At 66.0% G+C, this 16,842-nt stretch carries 15 protein-coding genes; 9 read left to right on the forward strand and 6 right to left on the reverse strand.

Going from position 1 to position 16,842, the window contains the following annotated elements:
- Positions 1 to 188: 188 nt before the first annotated feature.
- On the forward strand, positions 189 to 401 hold the full coding sequence (locus HY699_18325) for a hypothetical protein (protein ID MBI4517766.1): 213 nt from the start codon (positions 189 to 191) through the stop codon (positions 399 to 401).
- Positions 402 to 435: 34 nt separating this feature from the next.
- Here HY699_18325 and HY699_18330 read toward each other — a convergent pair whose 3' ends face one another.
- Positions 436 to 1,338, reverse strand: a complete 903-nt coding sequence (locus HY699_18330) for a universal stress protein (protein MBI4517767.1) — start codon at positions 1,336 to 1,338, stop codon at positions 436 to 438.
- An 81-nt stretch (positions 1,339 to 1,419) separates the two neighbouring features.
- Complete coding sequence (locus tag HY699_18335) at positions 1,420 to 1,875, reverse strand: c-type cytochrome (GenBank protein MBI4517768.1); 456 nt, start codon at positions 1,873 to 1,875, stop codon at positions 1,420 to 1,422.
- A gap of 325 nt (positions 1,876 to 2,200) precedes the next feature.
- On the opposite strand from HY699_18335, the gene HY699_18340 reads away from it, so the two are divergent.
- On the forward strand, positions 2,201 to 2,458 hold the full coding sequence (locus HY699_18340; protein ID MBI4517769.1) for a hypothetical protein: 258 nt from the start codon (positions 2,201 to 2,203) through the stop codon (positions 2,456 to 2,458).
- Positions 2,459 to 2,573: 115 nt separating this feature from the next.
- Here the strand turns inward: HY699_18340 and folP are convergent, their stop codons facing one another.
- From folP to HY699_18360, 4 genes are all read right to left on the reverse strand, one after another.
- A complete protein-coding gene (gene folP, locus HY699_18345; GenBank protein ID MBI4517770.1) occupies positions 2,574 to 3,404 on the reverse strand; it encodes a dihydropteroate synthase in 831 nt (276 codons plus the stop codon).
- A gap of 93 nt (positions 3,405 to 3,497) precedes the next feature.
- Complete coding sequence (locus HY699_18350) at positions 3,498 to 5,321, reverse strand: GAF domain-containing protein (protein ID MBI4517771.1); 1,824 nt, start codon at positions 5,319 to 5,321, stop codon at positions 3,498 to 3,500.
- A gap of 4 nt (positions 5,322 to 5,325) precedes the next feature.
- Entirely contained in the window at positions 5,326 to 6,426 is a 1,101-nt protein-coding gene (locus HY699_18355) for a HAMP domain-containing histidine kinase (protein MBI4517772.1), read from the reverse strand.
- 174 nt (positions 6,427 to 6,600) lie between these two features.
- A complete protein-coding gene (locus HY699_18360; GenBank protein MBI4517773.1) occupies positions 6,601 to 7,044 on the reverse strand; it encodes a response regulator in 444 nt (147 codons plus the stop codon).
- Between the two features lie 292 nt (positions 7,045 to 7,336).
- Here HY699_18360 and HY699_18365 point away from each other — a divergent pair, with 292 nt between their 5' ends.
- The 7 genes from HY699_18365 (at position 7,337) to HY699_18395 (ending at position 16,458) form a co-directional block, all read left to right on the forward strand.
- Positions 7,337 to 8,950, forward strand: coding sequence for a long-chain fatty acid--CoA ligase (locus HY699_18365; protein ID MBI4517774.1), 1,614 nt, complete (start codon positions 7,337 to 7,339; stop codon positions 8,948 to 8,950).
- Between the two features lie 28 nt (positions 8,951 to 8,978).
- Positions 8,979 to 10,298, forward strand: a complete 1,320-nt coding sequence (locus tag HY699_18370; protein MBI4517775.1) for an FAD-dependent oxidoreductase — start codon at positions 8,979 to 8,981, stop codon at positions 10,296 to 10,298.
- Positions 10,299 to 10,309: 11 nt separating this feature from the next.
- Positions 10,310 to 11,893: an AAA family ATPase gene (locus HY699_18375; GenBank protein MBI4517776.1), complete on the forward strand. Its 1,584-nt coding sequence runs from the start codon at positions 10,310 to 10,312 to the stop codon at positions 11,891 to 11,893.
- Between the two features lie 203 nt (positions 11,894 to 12,096).
- Complete coding sequence (locus tag HY699_18380; GenBank protein MBI4517777.1) at positions 12,097 to 12,567, forward strand: YbaK/EbsC family protein; 471 nt, start codon at positions 12,097 to 12,099, stop codon at positions 12,565 to 12,567.
- A 279-nt stretch (positions 12,568 to 12,846) separates the two neighbouring features.
- Positions 12,847 to 14,604: a thiamine pyrophosphate-binding protein gene (locus tag HY699_18385; GenBank protein ID MBI4517778.1), complete on the forward strand. Its 1,758-nt coding sequence runs from the start codon at positions 12,847 to 12,849 to the stop codon at positions 14,602 to 14,604.
- An 8-nt stretch (positions 14,605 to 14,612) separates the two neighbouring features.
- Positions 14,613 to 15,653, forward strand: coding sequence for an SDR family oxidoreductase (locus tag HY699_18390; protein MBI4517779.1), 1,041 nt, complete (start codon positions 14,613 to 14,615; stop codon positions 15,651 to 15,653).
- Positions 15,637 to 16,458 carry an SDR family oxidoreductase gene (locus HY699_18395; protein ID MBI4517780.1) on the forward strand — a complete coding sequence of 274 codons (822 nt, stop codon included), beginning with the start codon at positions 15,637 to 15,639 and terminating at the stop codon, positions 16,456 to 16,458. The genes HY699_18390 and HY699_18395 overlap by 17 nt, the downstream gene beginning before the upstream one ends.
- Positions 16,459 to 16,842: the final 384 nt, after the last annotated feature.

A 16,842-nucleotide genomic window follows, 5' to 3' on the forward strand; every position in this document is an offset into this window, starting at 1 on the left:
GGCAACAGCATGCAAGAGGCAACCATGTCATTTGCTCGACCGTTCCGCCCATATGAGCAGATTCGTAACACCCGGCTATCGACCAGCCTTCTGCCTGGTCGTTGCCCCTTCTTAGGGAAATTGTGGCATGCATTCTGCTCAGACAATTGCCTAGCAGACGCTACCGAGATCGCCCAAGGAGGAGCCCAATGACTCACGGACACGCCCCCGCGCCGGTTAACGCCCAACTGATGAAGATAGGGCTGGAGGTCTTCCCGGTCTACGGCGACGAAGCCTCGGGATGGAGCGTGGACCCGGTGGATCTCGTCCCCGGGCACCCGCTGGCCTACCGCTACGGTTCTCTTGACGAGCTGTTCTTCGCGCTGGTGAATCTCAACCTCAGCCCCGAAGGCCACGCCTAGAGCCACCTGCCGGCACGAGCTGGTAAGTTGTGGATCAGGGCAAAGTGAACTGGAAAGCTTCGGGACGAATGGTCAGTACCGGCCTAGCCGTTGTGCGGACAACGCGCTCGACCAGGCTGCCGAGCAGCGCGTGGGCCAAGCCCGTGTTGCCGTGTGTCCCGAGCACGATCAGGTCTGCCGCTTCCTCCCTTGCCGTTTGCTCGATCAACGCTGCGGCATCGCCTTTAAGCGTGCGCCGCTCCCATCTGAGATCGTGAAGATCCAGATCCCCTAGGAAATCCTCCCACTCACCTTTCAAGTCCGCCGGTTCGGCCGGAAATATCTCCACCGCACCGGAATCCAACGGCCACAGATACGTCTGCACGATCGGCTCAATGACGTGCAGGAAGATCAGTTTGGCGATCCATCGGCGCGCCAGCGCAATCGCTTCCTCTGCGGCGCAGCGGGCGGCATCGGAGAAGTCTATCGGGGCGAGCACGCAAGTCGGCTCAGGGTTCAATTCGGAGCGTGCGATCAGCACCGGCACGGGGGCCTTGCGCATCACGCGCTCAGTGGTGTGGCCGAGCATCAGATGCTCGACCCCGCGATGCGGCCGGGCGCCGACTACAATTAGCGACGCCTCGTACTCCCGGCCGGCTGCAATCAGCTCGGCGAACGGGACACCGACACGAACGTTGGCGACAACCTTGCAGCCAGCCAGGAAAGGGGCGCCGCACAGCTGCTGCAACCGCTCCGTGGCGGCTGCAACGAGCTGCGCTGTCGCCGGTGCCGGCACCACGGCCGCCAGAGCACGACGATAGACCGCGGGCGGCACCACCACCGCCAGCAGATGGAGCGCGGCATTATAGCGGCGCGCCAGGTGGGCGGCCGAACGCAGCGCCGTCTCAGCGACCGGTGAGAAGTCGGTACCGGCAACAATGGCGCGCAAGGTCTTCATTACGACTACCCACTACCCACCCTCAGCGGGCCGGTGACCCAGAGCGGTGTCGAACGCCAAAAACGGCAGCGCGCGCTACGGTCAGGGCACTGGCGGCCGCGGGGCTTGCAAGCTCTCCAAGAAGTTGACGATGTCCTCGATCGTCTTCGACTGCGGCGAACGGTCCAGCTCGTCTTCACCGACAGCCCGCCAGAAGGTTTCACCCCAGATCGGTAGGTCGCGGGAGCCGTGGGCATCCACCGGTTTGGTCTGATCTATGATCTTGAGCAGGTCGGCGCGCGGGAAGCCTCCCGGCCTACGCCCCAGCGCGGTCAGATCGCTCGGCGGTACGCGGAAGGCCGGCCGCATCGGCCCGCTGCCCGTGCCGTCTTCGCCGTGGCAAACCGCGCAGTAGCGCTGGTAGGCCCGTTGCCCACTGTCTGGCCGAGCCGCAGCCGGTCGAGATAGGGGGCAGGCGAGCACTCCCACGAGCCACGCGACCGTCACCAGCAACCGTACGGGCGGGAAAATCCATGGCGGCAAACGAAGTGAAGGCATGGCCAACCGTGGCGCTCCGTATTGCAGATGATCGGCGCAAGCTCAAGGGGCCGGCAAGCCCCGTGTCGCGGTGCTGCCCGATAGCATAGCGGCTGGCGCCGGACGACCGATGAGCTACCCGATTGGACAGCTGGGACACTCACACTGGTCACTGAGAAACACTAAGGGAAATTCCTAGGTAGGCAGGTGCCGCGAAATGCGGTATACACCATGGTAGTGGGTAACCGTTTGAGTGATGCCCGCAATAACATGTGTCGCCTGGTCGAAGGGAGAGCGAGAAGACGTGCCGGGGTGAGGATGAGGATAGTGTAGGAGGGTGGAACAGATGCCAAATTTCAGAGCTACGGTGCGATTCCTCGACTTGGTTGGACCCGACGTGCTGGCCGTGCGCAAGGCGCTGGAGGATCGGCTGCAGCAGTCGGGTGCCGGCAAGTGGCGGGTGGTCGATGTTGCGCCGGAAAAGGGTGCACGGCGGCAAGGCGCGACCGTTCGCTGGCGTACCGACCGCGACATCGCTGCCAAGCTCATGCTGACGGGCGCGGCGATGTGGGCATTGTGGTTCTTCTGGACGTTGGTCGACTAGCCCATTTAGTTCAAGTGCCGTTGCGCGCAGCCATTGCTGCGCCGTTCCACCGCTGCTCTGGACCGGGATTGTGAGGATATCGGCAACCCTCGGTGCCGAACCAGCAAGAGCAAGCTCACCCCCGCAGCCGCTCCGCCACCCTTACCGCCGCGCAGGTCGCAGCCACGTCGTGGGTGCGCACCAAGGCCGCGCCGTTGTAGACGGCGACGGCGGTCGCACCCAGGGAGCCGAAGAGTCGCTCGCCCGGGTCCTGCCGGCCGGTCCATTTTCCGACAAAGGACTTGCGTGAGATACCGACCAGCAGTGGCCGGTCAAAGGCTGCCAGCTGGGGCAGTTCGCGGATAAGTAGGGCATCGATCTCGTCCCACGCTAGGGCCGCGCGGCGGTGAAAGCCGATGCCGGGATCGAGCACGATGGCGCGATCGGCGATGCCAGCCTGACGGGCGCGTGTCAGGCTCTCGCGCAACAACCGGAGGATCATTTGCACCGGCTCGGGCTCTGCCGCGGTCTCGCCCAAGGCCATTAGGATTACGCCTTGCGCTTGTGCGGCCACCGCCGCCATGCGCGGGTCGTGGCGCAACCCGCTTACGTCGTTGATGATGCTGGCGCCGGCGGCCAAGGCGGCCGCGGCGACCGTGGCCCGCTGGGTATCGGCAGACAGCGGCACCGCCACCGCCGCACGCAAGGTGGTGATCGCGGCCGTCATGCGCCTAATTTCTTCTTCCTCGCTGATCGCCGTTTGCCGATAGGGCGCGGTCGACATCGCGCCGATATCGAGAATCTCCGCGCCTTCCTCGACCATCTGCCGCGCCCGCGTGCTGAGCGCATCGGGGAAGCTGGCCACCGAGGCTGCGTAGAACGATTCCGGGCTCACATTGATGACGCCGATGATTCGAACCGGTTGCCCGTCTCCCGCAACCACTCCAGCCAAGTCTGCAACGCCCATCGACTCTGCCTACGCGGCCCGCGACGATAGCGCACGGCCGCGGCAGACCGCAACATGCCTGCGGCAACGGCAGCGCGTAACAATAAGTGGGATCTAGTCCACAGGCACGGCCACGGGCGCCAGCGTGAACCACACGGTGGTGCCCTTGCCTTCGGCCGATTCTACCCAGATGCGGCCGCCGTGCCGCTCGATGATCTTGCGCACCAGCGTCAGGCCGATACCTTCGCCCGGAATGTGCGTGGCACGGCCGCGGCGAAACAGACGAAACACCTTGTTTAGCTCCGCTGCCGTCATGCCAATGCCGGTGTCGCGCACGAAGTAGCGCACCACCGGTCCGTCGACCGCCCCGAGCGCGATCTCCTTCTGGCCGTCGCCGAGATACTTGATGGCGTTATCGACCAAGTTGCTGAAGACTTGCTCCAGACGCACCGGATCGGCAACCGCGCGCGGTAGCGGGCCGACCGTCAGCGAGATACCGCGCTCCTTGAGCCTGAACTCGAAGGACTCGGCCACGTGCCGCGCCAGGGCCTCGACATCGACCGGCTGGCGCACCAGGTCGCGCGAGGCGATGCGCGAGACGTCGAGCAGCGCACTGATCAGCGTGTCCATCTTCGCCGACGAGGTGTGCACAAAGCGCAGCGACTCCTCGATATCCGCCAACGTCTCGCGCACGGCCGGAGCGAATGCGCCGGCGAGGTCGTGGAGCTGGCTGCGGGCTTCGTGGGTGAAGCCTTGGATATTGATCAACGGAGCGCGCAGGTCATGGGAGGCGATGTACAAGAGATCTTCCATTTCGCGATTGAGCGCGCGCAGCTCGGCGGTGGTATCGGCGAGAGCCCGATTCGAGCGCTCCAAGGTCAAGCTGTGCTCGGCGAGCTTTTGGCTCTCTTCCCGTAACGCCCGCAGCAAGCGCGTGTGCTCTAGGCCGACCGCCACGGTGGTGGCCAGAATGGTGGCTTCTTCGACGTGGATGCGGCTGAAGCGAGCCGGTTCCTTGGAGTCAACGAACAAGACGATTCCCAGCACTCGCCCTTCACTGAGCAACGGCGCTGCCAACACGGCCTCCGCCGACAGCCCGCGTAACAGCGGGCCGGACCCGTAGGCCGAGTCGCGGAAGTTGTTGACCAACGTGGCGCTACGGCCGGCGAAGACGTCAGCGAGGAGACTGCCGGGAGCATCGATCGACACCACCAGGCCGCGACTGACCGCGCCGCACTCGCCGGCAAGTGCGCTGACCCGCAGGACACCGCCGTCGAGCAACAGGACGACAGCAGCATCGGCGTCGAAGGCGGCGCGCCCTTTGGCGCACACCAACTCCACAATCCGCTCGGGCTCAGCCTCGCGGGCGAGCGCCAGCGACAGGTCACCGAGCGCAGCACGGAACTCGGCGGCCTTCTGCGCGTTGGTGAATAGCCGTGCATTCTCGATCGCCACCGCCGCTTGCTGAGCAATACCGGCCAGCAAGCTAACTGCTGATTCCGCCATCGGCCGCTCGCGCTCGTAGGAGACCGTGACCGCACCCGTGGTGGAACCGTGCGCCGGCAGCGGGGCGATGACCTGCACCGCAATGCCCAGGGCGTCGAGCAGGCGCTGCGCGTTGGGATCGCGTGATTGGCGCGTTATCACCACCGTGCGGCCGGCCCCGATGGCGTCCACCTCCGGTATGGTCCGCGGCGTGAAGCGTGCGCTGCGAAAGCGCTCGTAGACTACCGGCGGCGTGCCGATATCGGCGGCCGGCACCATACTTTGCTTGCGCTCGCTCCACAGAATTACGCTGGCGCGATCGGCCTCCAAGGCCGCGCCGGTGATGGCGCAGACACGGTTGAGGCACTCGGTCAGATCGAGGGTGGTGCTGATCTCGCGCGCAATCTCTAGCAGCGCCGAGGTCGCCGAATCGCTGACCAACGAGGCGGCCATCTCCCTATTGCGCCGCCGCTAAGCGCCCGGCCACTACCGGCAGCCGGACCGTCAGCCCGAGCGCCGGTGGATCATGCACGACCAGGTCGCCCCCGTGGCCACCGACAACTGCCCGCGCCAGAGCCAAGCGGGCGACACCGGTGGCACCGAGTTCGAGCTTGCCACGGCCGGCAAACACTTCGGCGACCGGCGTTGCCGCCACACCCAAACGCAAGCTCACCCGCGCCCCATCGACGGCGGTGCTCGCCCGCACCACTCCTCCCGCCGGGGTCGCCGCCAGCACAACCGCGAACAGCCCGTCGAGCAGACGCCCGAGCCGGTGTTGGTCGGCTGTGATGGTTGGCAGCAAGCCCGCCGGCTGGAAGACGACCTGCCGCCCGAGACGCTGCGCTACGGTTCCGGCCTGGAGCGCGGCTTGTTCGACGAGCTGGTTGAAGTCGGCGGCACTGCGCAGTAGGTCGAGGCTTCCGGTTTGTGCCCGCAACGCATCGAGCAGGTCGCCGGTGAGATCGAGCACCGCCCGCGCGTTGGCCTCCAGGCGCGCGGCGATCTCCGCGACTTGCGCATCAGGCGCATCAAGTTCGCCCAACATCTGGCTGTAACCCAACAGCACAGCGATCGGGTTGTTGATCTCGTGAGCGATGGCCGCCACAACTTTGTCCGTCAGCAGGGTATCCGCCGGTGGCTCGCCGCGCTGCGCCAGTGTCGCCACCGCCCGGCGCGCCGCATCGCACTCGACCTGCAGCCGACGGAATTCCAACGCACGGCTGATCATCGCCACCAGGTCGACCGTGTACTGCCGATCGCGTCGCAGCACGTAACCCCACGCGCCCAGCTGCCGGGCGCGGCGGCCGCGGCCCTCGTCAGCCACCACCACCACGGTCGCCCCGCAACTGCTTAGTTGTTTGACCCGCTCGAGTACGCCACGTTCACCGCCGGCCACGTCATACACCGCCACGGCAACCTGGCCGAGCCGGCACACCGTCAGCGCCTCGGCCACATGCAGCGCCCGCAACGGCAAGAAGCCGGCGTGGCGCAGTGCGCGCGCGCAGCGCGCCGCCTCCGCCTCATCGCGGCCGAAATACAGGACACGTTCGCCGGTCATGCGAAGCGCAACCGCCGCTAAGCGCCCTTCGAGAGAATTGGGACGACGGCAGGAATCGCCGGCCGCTGCGGCCCTGCGACCGGTGGCTTGGATGCGCCGTCGAGGTCGGTTGCTCGCGGCGACTCGCGGATCGAGGACGACTGGCCGGCGGCAGCCATCTTCTGCAACTGCTCCCTAGTGCACACTGACCCGCTTCTCGGGCAGCTCCACCACCTCGAGAAAGAGGCCGAGCTTTCGGACACGGTCAATGAACGCATCGACGCTCACCGGCTTCACCACGTAGCTGCTCGCGCCCAGCTCATAGGCGCGATTGATCTCGCGCTGGCTGTCCGTCGAGGTCACCATGATCACCGGGATGCGGCGCAGCTGCGGGTCGGCCTTGAGCTGCACCAGCACCTCGAAGCCATCGAGGCGAGGCATGTTGATGTCGAGAAAAATCACGTCGGGGGTCTTGCCGTTGCCGACGTGCAGCACTTCGAGCAACTCGAGGCCGTCGTGAGCGCGCTGGATGGCGTTGATGATTCCGCCCCGGCGCAGGTTGCGCTCCATCAGGCGGGCGTGCCCGTCGTCATCCTCCGCCAGCATGATGGTTACCGATCGTCTCGCGAGCTCCGCCATATCCCCCTTCGACACTGCGGCAATTCACAGCAACCGGCATGCCGCAGTGATTGCCTGTAGGCATGTAGTGTTATCCGGGAGCGGTAAGCGGCGGGCCGTCGGTCACATGACGCTGCGCGCGCTTTGCGGCACTCGACGCGGGGTTGCGCCCACCAGCGAGGTGATCCCATACCAACCAGCGCGCACAGCACGTGCGCTTAGGCGAGGCTGGCTGCGACCGCGTCCGCCCATTGATCCGGCGCCCGTTTTTGGCCAGTGTAGCCTGGCAACGGAGGTGGCAATGCGTGGCTTGATGCAGGATTACCCGCTGCTGCTGTCGCATATGGTGATGCGCGCGGAGCGTTTGTTTGCTCGGGTCCCGATTGCCAGCCGCGGGGCCGACGGCATGCATCGCTACAACTACGGCGAACTGGTGCGGCGGGTGCGACGGCTGGCGAACGTCTTGCGCCAACTGGGTGTGCAGGCGGGCGACCGCGTGGGCTCGTTTGCCTGGAATACCCATCGTCACTTGGAACTGTACCTGGGAGTTCCCAGCTACGGTGCGGTGCTGCACACGATTAACATCCGTTTGTTCGCGGAACAGATTGCTTACATCATCAACCACGCCGAGGATGCGGTGCTGTTTGTAGATGACTCGTTGCTGTCTGCCCTCGAGCCGCTGGCCGATCAGCTCGGTTGCGTGCGCGCCTTCGTGATCATGGGTGACGGTGCGTTGCCCAAGAGTCCGCTGCACCCGCTGCTCAGCTACGAGGAGTTGCTGCGCGCAGCGCCGGCGGAGTTCGATTTTCCCGCCCTCGACGAGAACACCGCCGCCGGCATGTGCTACACCTCGGGCACGACCGGCAATCCGAAAGGAGTGCTCTACAGTCACCGCGCGCTGTTCCTGCAATCACTGCTGCAAACGATGGCCGACAGCTTCGCCCTCAGCGAGCGCGATACGCTGTTGGCGACTGTGCCGATGTTCCATGCCAACGCCTGGAACTTACCTTATAGCGCCACGTTGGTCGGGGCGGCGCAGGTCTACCCGGGGGCGCACCCGCAGCCGCAGGACATTGCCCGGCTGATCCAGGAGGAGCGCGTGACCGTGGCGGCCGGCGTGCCGACAGTTTGGATCGGCGTGCTAGGGGTGCTGGAGCAAACTGAGCACGATCTTTCGAGCTTGCGTTGTGTACCGTGTGGCGGCTCGGCGGTGCCGCCGAGTCTGATCGAGGCCTACGACCGCCTCGGGGTTACCATCACTCAGGCTTGGGGGCTGACCGAGTCCTCCCCACTGGTGACGGTGTCGCGCCCGCGCCAACATATGCTGGCGTGGCCGGCGGCGCAGCAGCAAGCGGTGCGAGCCAAACAGGGAACTATCCTGCCTGGACTGGAAATTCGCGCCATGGACGACGCCGGCCGCGAGCTGGCGTGGGACGGCAAGAGCGTGGGAGAATTGCAGCTGCGCGGCCCCTGGATCATCAGCTCCTACTACAACGATCCGCGCAGCGAGCAGGCATTCGCCGACGGCTGGTTCAAGACCGGCGACGTCGCGACCATCGACGAGGACGGCTACGTTCAGATCACCGACCGCGCCAAGGATGTGATCAAGAGCGGCGGTGAGTGGATTTCCAGCGTCGACCTGGAGAACGCGCTGATGGGCCACCCGCAGGTCTTGGAGGCGGCGGTCATCGGCTTGCCTCACCCGCAGTGGCAGGAGCGGCCGCTGGCGTGCGTGGTGCCCAAGCCCGGTCAGACCATTAACAAGGAGGCTCTCTACGCTCACCTGCGTGACCGCTTCGCCAAATGGTGGCTGCCGGAGGACATCGTCTTCATCGAGACCTTGCCGAAGACCAGCGTCGGAAAGTTCGCCAAGCGCGAGCTGCGGGAGCAAATGAAGGACTACCGCTGGCCGCAGGCGAAAGAGTAGCGCCGGTATCGCGCTCTGCCGGCGTACGATGGCCCGCCCCGTCGTTGTCATAGGTGCCGGGATTGCCGGCCTAGCAGCGGCACACGCGCTGCAAAAGCGCGGCGTGCCGGTCGAGGTCATCGAACGCGAGTCGGCGCCCGGCGGGCGTATGCGCAGCGAGCACCTCGCCGGCGGCATTGTCGATCGCGGCGCGCAATTCATCGCCAACACCTACGGCAACATGCACGCGTTGGCGCGCGAGCTCGGCATCGACAACCGGATCGAGCCCCTGCACCAGCCGCGCAACGGCGTGCTCAAGAACGGCCGAATCGTCGGCTCCGACTACGAACGACTGAGCGATTTCGTGCGCTCGCGCGATCTTTCACTCGCCAGCAAGCTGCGCCTGCCCAAGTTCTTCTACCACATCTACCGCCACCGCGGGCTGCTCGACTTCTACCACCTCGAGCAGGCCGCTGCCCTCGACGGTGAGAGCGCCGCCGCCTATGTGCGGCGCGCCTTCGGCGACGAGGTGCTCGACTATCTCATAGAGCCGGCCTTCGCTTCGACCTTCACGGTGTTGCCGGAAAACCTCTCGAAGGCCTTCTTGCTGGCCGCGCTCAAGCTGTTCCTGGGCGGCTTTCACTTGCAGGCATTCCACGGCGGTAACGGCCTGCTGACGCGGACGCTGGCTGAGCAGCTGCCGGTGCGTCTGGGCACCGAGGTCACTCGCGTCGAGCCGCGGCTACACTCGGTGATGCTGCGCTTACGGCAGGACGGCCACGAAGCCAGCCTCGAAGCCGACCGGGTAATTATGGCTGTGCCCGGCAACGCAGTGGCGCGCCTGTGCCGCGACTTGACACCGCCGGAAGAGGCGTTCTTCGCCGCCGTGCGTTATGCAGCCAGCATCATAGTGTTTGTGATGACGGCTACGACAGACTCTGACCCCGGGTTATACGGCGTCGGCATTTCGCGCCCGGAAGGTGTGCAGCTGTACGGTCTGGCATTCGAGAACGTAAAGGCCGGCGCGGTGCCGCCGGGGAAGACTCTGTTCAACTGCGCCCTCAGCGAAGAGCGTGCGGCGCAGTTGATGACGGCGGCCGATGACGTCATTGTCGCCGCCGCCCTGCGCGAGCTGCGCCAGCTGCCGCTGCGCGGACTCGATCGCGTCGAGCAGTGCGCGGTGCACCGCTGGCCGGCGCTGGTACCGCAGTTCTATCCCGGGTACCACCGCGCGCTTGCCCGCTTCTACGCTAGGCCAGAACGCAGTGAGCGGGTGTTCTTTGCCGGCGACTACCTGGTCGGGCCGTACACCGAAGCCGCGCTCACCAGCGGCTTGCGCGCGGCCGAGGCGATCGCGCCGAGCACGTGAGAACCGATCGCATGGCACTACCCGAGCTGATTGCCGCGATGCTGCGGCCGGAATTCTACCCCCATCGGCCGGCGGCGGTGGAGTTGGTGCAGAGCCATATATCTTACGTGCTCCTCGCCGGTGACCAAGTCTACAAGCTCAAGAAGGCGGTGCGGTTTTCCTTTCTCGACTTCTCAACCCTCGCCCGGCGTCACCACTTTTGCCACCAGGAAGTGCGCTTGAACCGCCGGCTGGCGGCCGAGGTCTACCTCGGGGTGGTGGCTATCTGCCGCGGCGCTGCCGGCTATCGGCTGGGCGCGGACGGTGATCCTGAGGCCGTCGAGTACGCCGTCCACATGCATCGCCTACCCGACGATCGCACGCTCGATCGTTTGCTCGACCGCGGTGAGGTGACGGCCGCCATGATCGAGCGCATCGCAGCCCGGCTGGCGGCATTTCACGCGCAAGCCGATTGCGGCGACGAGGTGACCGCGAATGGGGACCCGGCAGCGATCTGGCAGGTGCTGGGCGAAAACTATGCCGGCGTTCGTCCGTTTCGCGGGGTGACGGCGGTGGCTGCCGACGACGACGCCATCCAAGACTTCAGCCGCGATTTCCTTGCTCGCAACGCCCCGCTGTTTCGCCGGCGTCAAAGCGAGCGCCGTATCCGCGAGTGCCACGGTGATCTGCACAGCGAGCACATCTGCTTCACCAACGGCCTGGTGATCTTTGACTGTATCGAGTTCAATCAACGGTTTCGCTACTGTGACGTGGCCTCGGATGTGGCGTTTCTGGCCATGGACCTTGAATACCACGGTCGCCCGGACTTGGCGGATCATCTGGTGGCCCGCTACGCAGCAGAATCGGGGGATGAGCAGATAAAGCAGTTGGTGCCTTTCTACGCCTGCTACCGCGCCTACGTGCGCGGCAAGGTCGACAGCCTGAAGAGCGCGGAGGCCGAAGTCGGTGACGATCAACAGGCAGCAGCGCGGGCCAGTGCCCGGCACCATTTCGCCTTGGCGTATCGCTACACCTGGGGCAGCCGCCCTGGTGTGGTTGCGCTCTGCGGCCTCAGCGGCAGCGGCAAGTCGAGCATTGCGGCCGCCCTCGCCGAACGCACCGGCTATCGGCACGTCAGTTCCGACATTGTCCGCAAAGAGATTGCCGGCTTGCCCCCATCGGCGCGGGTGCCGGAAGACTACGCCGCCGGCCTGTACTCGCCGGAGCACAGTGCCGCCACTTACGGCGCGTTGTTGGCGCGCACCCAGGGGCTGATCGGTGCTGGGCGGGGAGTGATCCTTGACGCCACCTTCCAACGCCGCAGCGATCGCGAGGCGCTGCGGCAGCTGGCGCAGGCGCTGAGCGTAGCGCTGCTCTTCGTCGAGTGCCGCTGTCATGAGCAAGAGATCCGCCGCCGCCTCGATCAGCGGGCGGGCGAGGACGCCTCCCCTTCGGACGCTGGCTGGAACGTGTACCTCGAACAGCGGCGCGGCTACCAGCCATTTGGCGCTGACGAGCGTGCTGACCACCTGGTGGTGGACACTTCCGGCGCGGCTGCCGAACCGCGCGCGGCGATCGAGCGCGCGCTACGCGAACTGACGAGAACCCGACTATAGCCGGCACCGTTCGCGGCCGCCCTTGGTAGGCGTCACCTTACCCGCATATACCCGCACTATTTGCACCGGCGAGAACCGGCGGCTGACGCTGTGGCGTCGGTCGGAAGCCGGTGCGGCAATGGTGGCGATTCTCGGAGCCGGTGGCTCTGGGTACGGATCGTGAATCGCGCCAGTAACCTGAAGGAGCCAAGGAGGGCTAAGCCATGCCGATCCTTATGAAGTTGCGCGACTTCCTAGACAGTAACAGCGTTCGCTACGAGGTAGCCTCACACCGGCAAGCCTTTACCGCCCAGGAGGTGGCGGCGGCCGAGCACGTGCCCGGCATCGAGGTGGCCAAGGTGGTCATGCTCCGGAGCGGCGGGGACTTCGTGATGGTGGTGCTGCCGGCGCCCTATCACGTAGACCTGGCGCGTGCCCGGGAGTTGCTGGGGAAGCCCGACCTGCGGCTGGCGGCGGAGCAAGAATTCGCCCCGCTGTTTCCAAAGTGCGAAGCTGGTGCCATGCCCCCGTTCGGTAACCTCTTCAACGTTCCGGTCTGGGTGGACGAGGCGCTGGCAAGGGACGACGAGATCGTCTTCAACGCTGGCACGCATACCCAAACGGTGCGAATGAAGTACGCTGACTTCGCGCGCCTGGTCGCGCCGCAGGTGGGTGCGCTGGCGTTGAAGCACTAGCCGCTGGGCTGCCAGCAGTCGGCTGTCAGCCGCCCGCGCCAGGCCGAGGTTCCGGAGCTACCGGCTCCCAGCCCGTACCTCTGCGGCGCTCGCTGAGTGCCGGCGCAGCCGGGGTCTGGGATCGCCGCTCAGATCTTGCCCGATAGCAGTTGTCCAGAATTGTAGGCGCGCACCCCGCCGACGCCCGCCGGCGGGGGTGACGTTGCGCTTTGTTTCGGATCATGCGAGGGACAGCGCGGGCGCGGCCAGACGGAAGCAGCTCAGGAGGAACGGCGAACCATGGCGGAGACGAGCGGCGGAGCAATCATCGCCAAGATGCTGAGAAACGAGGGCGTTGAGAAGCTCTTCGGCATCGTAGACGGCACCTACACCCAGCTGTTTGCCCACTGTGTCGAGTTGGGCATGGAGATGATCACGCCCCGTCACGAGGCGGTGGCGGCGCATATGGCCGGGGCTTACGCCCGGCTCACCGGCCGGCTCGGGGTCTGCATCGCCAGCAACGGACCCGGCGTGGCCAACATGCTCGCCGGCGTCGCGGTCGAGAACGGCGAGGGTAACCGGGTGCTGCTGGTGACTAGCTCACGCCGCACCGGTATCACCTACCCGGACCGCGGCGGCGCCTATCAGTGCTTCGACCAGGTGAAGGTCATCGGCGGGATGGCGAAGTGGTCACAGTCTGTGCCCTCGTTCGAGCGCATCGGCGAGCTGCTGCGCCAGGCGCTGCGCGCGTGTCACTCCGGCCGCCCCGGCGTGGTTCATCTCGACGTGCCGGAGAACCTCATAAACGGCATGGGGCCGGAGCCGGCGTTGCTGCTGCCGCACCAGTATCGCCGTGTCGATCCGGTTCCTCCACCACCTGACCAGGTCGAGCGCGCTTGCGCGATGCTGGCGGCCGCCAAGCTGCCGCTGCTTCACGCCGGCAGCGGTATCATTCACGCCCAGGGCTTCAGCGAATTGGAGCAAGTGGCCGAGCTCCTCCACGCGCCGGTAACAACCTCGTGGAGCGCGCGTGGTGTGCTGCGCGAGACCTCACCGCTGGCGTGGCCGATGGTGCATATCGAGGCTTGCAACCACGTGCGCAACGTTGCCGACGTGGTGCTGTGCCTCGGCTCCGAACTCGGCGAAACCGACTGGTGGGGCAAAGCGCCCTACTGGGCGCCGCCGAGCAAACAAAAACTGATTCAGGTCGACATCGACGACGGCAAACTCGGGCGCAATCGCCCGGCTGACCTCAGCATCCTCGCCGACGCCAAGCTGTTTCTCCGCGCTCTCAGCGAACGGCTGCCGGCGCTGCGGGGCAAGATGCCGCTGGCCGAGCGCCGCGCGACGGTGGCGACCTTGGCGGAAGAGAAAGCCGCGGATCGCGCCGCCTTGGATGCGGTGCTGGCCAATCGCCAAGCACCGATGATCACCGGGCACGTGCCGGTGGCTTGTCGCCGGGTGTTCGATGACGATGCGGTGGTGGTCTTCGACGGCGGCAACACCGCCGTGTGGGGCAACTTCTTCACCGAGCTGCGGGTGCCGAACACTCAGCTTTCGACCGCTCATTTCGGGCATCTCGGCGCCGGCGTCGGTCAAGCGCTCGCGGCCGCAGTCGCGCGCCCGGACAAGCAGGTGTACTGCATCATCGGTGACGGGGCGATGGGCTTCAACATGCAGGAGATCGAAACCGCCGTGCGCCACCAGCTCAAGGTCGTCTTCTTGGTCTGCTGCGACCGCCAGTGGGGTATGGTCAAGATCAACCAGATGTTCGCGCTCGAACCGGTGCGGCACATGTTCAAGACGGCATTGGGCCCGGATAACAGCCGCACGATTAACACCGACCTCGGCGAGATCGCCTGGGATCGGCTGGCCGATGCGATGGGCGCGTACGGCGAGCGCGTCTCCGACCCAGCCGAGCTGGAGCCGGCGTTGCACCGCGCCCTGGCCGAGAAGCGCTGCGCGGTGATCCACGTTGACGTCGATCCCACAGCCCACATGTTCGCCCCCGGCCTGCGCTACTTCAAAGACATGCACCAGGAACCAGCCGGCGAGTGACGCGGCCAATGGACAGCCGGCAACCAGAAACTGCAAGCGACAAGCAGGGCCGCGCTGAGGCCGGGTCCGCGGAGCAGCTCCCCTATCGGTCGGTGCTTGTCACCGGCGCCGGCGGCTACCTCGGCCGCCAGCTGATCGCGGCCCTGGCCGATGACCGGCGCGGGTTGCGGACCATCGTCGCCAGCGACATCCGCCTACCACCCGAGGCCGAGCGCCGCGCCGGCGTCGAGTACGCGGTCGCCGATGTTCGCTCGGCGGACCTGCGCGAATTGCTCGCGCGCCACCGCGTCGAGGTGGTCGTGCACCTCGCCGCCATCGTCACCCCCGGCCGCAAGTCGAACCGTGAGTTGGAATACCAGGTTGACGTGCTCGGCACACAGAATGTTCTGCAGGCCGGCTTGGCCGCCGGGGTACGCAAGCTCATCTACACCAGCAGCGGCGCGGCCTACGGCTACCACGCCGACAACCCGCCTTGGCTCGACGAGCATGATGCCCTGCGCGGCAACCCCGAGTTCGCCTATTCCGATCACAAGCGGCTGGTGGAAGAAATGCTGGCGCGCTGGCGGCACGAGCATCCGCAGTTGTTGCAGCTGATCTTTCGTCCCGGCACGATTCTCGGTGCGCGGACCAAGAATCAGATCACCGACCTGTTCGACAAGCGCTACGTCCTCGGGCTGAGCGGCGCCAGCAGCCCGTTCGTAATCATCTGGGATCAGGACGTGGTCGGCGGCATCCTGCGCGGCCTGCACGACGGCGGTAGCGGCATCTTCAACATGGCCGGCGACGGCACGCTCACGCTGCGCGAAATTGCGGCACTGTTGCACAGGCCGTACCTCGCGATTCCTCCTGGGCTGATCAGCGGCGCCCTCTGGCTGCTCAAGAAGCTCGGGCTGACGCAGTACGGCCCGGAGCAAGTGAACTTCCTGCGCTATCGCCCGGTGCTGGCCAATCGCCGGCTCAAAGAGGAGTTCGGCTACATCCCGCGCAAGAGCACGCGCGAGGTATTCGAGCTTTTCGTCGAGGCCCGAGGTTATGGCGCGCCGGCGTGACTTCAGCGGCAAGGTGGTCGTTGTCACCGGCGCCGGCGGCGGCTTGGGTGCGGCCTACAGCCGGCGCTTCGCCCAAGCGGGAGCCAAGCTGGCATTGCTGGACGTTAACGCAGCCAATGTCTCCGCGGTTGCTGCCGAGTTGGCAGGGCGCGGTGTCGACTGCCGCGCGCTCCCGTGCGACGTGAGCGACGAAGCTACGTGCCAGGCGGCCATCAACGCCGTAATCGAGCACTTCGGCGGCATCGACGTCTTGATCAACAACGCCGGCATCACGCACCGTAGCGCCTTCGCCGACACCGAGAGCGTGGTCTTTCACAAGGTGATGGCGGTGAACTTCTTCGGCGCGCTGTATTGCACTAAAGCGGCCCTGCCGAGCCTGCGGCGGCGGCAGGGGTTGATCATCGCCATCAGCTCGATCGCCGGCTTTGCCCCCCTGCTCGGGCGCAGCGGTTACGCTGCCGCCAAGCACGCCTGTCAGGGCTTGTTCTCCTCGTTGCGGGCGGAGCTGGCGGGCAGCGGTGTCGACGTGATGATCGTGTGCCCCGGCTTCACCGCCACCGGTATCGGCACCGCTGCACTCGATGGTGACGGCAGCGTCACCCGCCACCCGCAGTCGACCGTGGGCAAAGTGGCCTCGCCCGACAACGTTGCCGCCGCGGTATTGGCCGCGGCCAGTCGCAGCCAACGCCTGCTGGTGCTCACGGCCGTAGGAAAGACCACACTGGTTCTCAACAAGATATTTCCGGCGCTGTACGAGAGGATCATGACCCGCTCGCTGCGGCATGAACTCGAACGACCATCTTAGGCTTACTATCGCCATTCATAAGTAATAAGTGCGCTGACGTATTTTGAAGGGTCTCCTGACCTGAAGCCCTCCCGGGCGCGCAACGCGCCGCTCGCCGTGGCCAGCCCCTGGGCGCGCCCGGAGGTCGCGCTCCACCCTGGGCCGCATCCCAGTTGGGCTGCGGGCGGCAGCCCGCGCTGTCGAAGGGCTCAGCGTGAGCGGGATAATGCTTGCGCCGCAAGGCTTTCCGCTCACCCTGAACTACTATGGCCGAAAGTCTTGGCGTGGCGCGCAGATTTCCCTCCGTCATTCCCGCGAAGGCGGGAATCCATCCGGAGCCCCACCGCCCCTGGATGCCCGCCCCTGGATGCCCGCTTAAGGATTGCGGGCATGACGGAATACCCC

Source organism: Deltaproteobacteria bacterium (assembly GCA_016210005.1).
Lineage (GTDB): Bacteria > Desulfobacterota > Binatia > HRBIN30 > JACQVA1 > JACQVA1.